Source organism: Paraburkholderia mimosarum LMG 23256 = NBRC 106338 (genome assembly GCF_000739815.1).
Taxonomy (GTDB): Bacteria; Pseudomonadota; Gammaproteobacteria; order Burkholderiales; family Burkholderiaceae; genus Paraburkholderia; species Paraburkholderia mimosarum.
In genome coordinates this window covers 1-1649 of the sequence record NZ_BBJJ01000272.1, presented here as the reverse complement: position 1 = coordinate 1649, position 1649 = coordinate 1, and the positions used below count along the sequence as shown (strand labels likewise).

Genomic DNA, 1649 nt, shown 5'->3' with positions numbered 1-1649 from the left:
AAAACAGACTCTTCTATGGGGAGTCAGAAGTCAAGCCCCGTCTGAGATATAAATTTCGTCATGCAAAGTAATGTTCCTTACCTGTCGCCTGCTACGACCAGATTTGGACAGGCGGCAGACGACCTGTGATTCGCAGGTTGCGACGCTGATGACCTACACCATTTGCAGTCTGGCATGTCAATGTCACTCAGGTCAGGGTGTCTGTTGACCGCTCAATGCGGGGTCGACCTTCTATCCGTGCCGGCCTGGCAGGCCGGTCACCTCATGCCTCATGCGCTTGCTGCAAGCGCTGGCGTCACCCTGTTACCGACGCGCCCCATCTAGGGAAACGGCCGCCCGCAATGGGGTGGCCCGAGTCTGTTTCGGGCGCGTTGACCTTGTATGCTGTCACTGCATCTGGATGGTTTAGTCACTCACCGTATCTGGCTTCCCGCGGCTTGAGTCTGGCTCCAGCGGGAATCTCACCGTGCTCGAGCAAGCGCCACAGGGCGATGGCCAGACGTCGGGCGAGCGCCACGATACCGATGCGCCGCAGCCGCTTGCCCGTGCCGGCAAAATGCTTGTTGAACCAGTGACTGAGCTGGCTGCCGGGCTGCAGGCGCAACCAGCTCCAGGCAAGCTCGACCAGCAGCCACCGGCATCGGCGGTTGCCCGCCTTGCTGATACCCTGTTCAATCTCAGTGGTGCCGCTGGCGAAGGGCGTGGGAGTCAGGCCCAGGCAGCCGGCAAGTTCCCGGCGATTGCGAAACTTGCGCCACCCGAACAGTTCCTGGACCAGCTTCCATGCGCTGCCCGTACCGATGCCAGCGAGCTGTGTGAGCACCGTCATGGCGGGATGTGCGCCACTGCGTACCTGCTGCTCCTGCTGTGTTTGGAGCAGACGGACCTGCTTGCGTACCAGTTCCAGCCGCTCGCATTCGCGCTCAATCTCGGCGCGCAGGCCCGGTGCGACCGACTCGCGCAGCTGGGCCCAGCTGCGCGACCAGACGCGGCCACCGATATTCCGGACGCGCAGGTTGTGCAGCACCAGCAGGGAGCGGATACGGTTCGTATGTGCGGTACGCTCGTGCCGCAGACGCTCAAGTTCGCGGTGCAGGCGGCGGTCGTCCTCCTGCTCAGGCGTGGGAATTCGGGCAACCGCCCATACCCTTTGCTCGCCGGCGTGGTAGCGCATCAGCATCGACAGCAGCTTGTCGCTGTCAAGCCGGTCCGTCTTCGCTCGACGGGCACGCCGGTTCACCTCGATACTGGCCGAATCCACCACGAGATTGACGATACCCTGTTCCGTCAGCCAGCGGTGCAGCCAGAAACCATCGCGCCCCGCCTCATAGCAGCTATAGACTGGCGCGTCGGCGCTGAGATGGCAGCGCGCCTTTGCGTTCGCGATGGCGGTGAGGACGGCCGTGGTATCGCCCGCAGCGACCGTACAGCGGCTGGGCGCGCGCCGTCCATCGCCCAGTGAGAGCTTCCAGCTCTTATCGCCCAGTTCAAAAGCATATACAGGCGGCTAACCGTCGTCGTATTCTGCCCACGGAGGGCTGTGTCAGGCGCGTCCATTTGCGTGCTCCTTCGGAGAAAACGAGTGTGCAAATCCCGTTTACTCCAGTCGGGCTTAATGCCACCGCCCTCCCACATAGCATCTCGGTGAA

General features: G+C 62.5%; 1 pseudogene. It reads right to left on the bottom strand.

Features of this window, described 5'->3' with window-relative positions:
- Positions 1 to 409: 409 nt before the first annotated feature.
- Positions 410 to 1557 (bottom strand): annotated as a pseudogene (locus BMI01S_RS37280) (IS110 family RNA-guided transposase).
- Between the last annotated feature and the right edge of the window lie 92 nt (positions 1558 to 1649).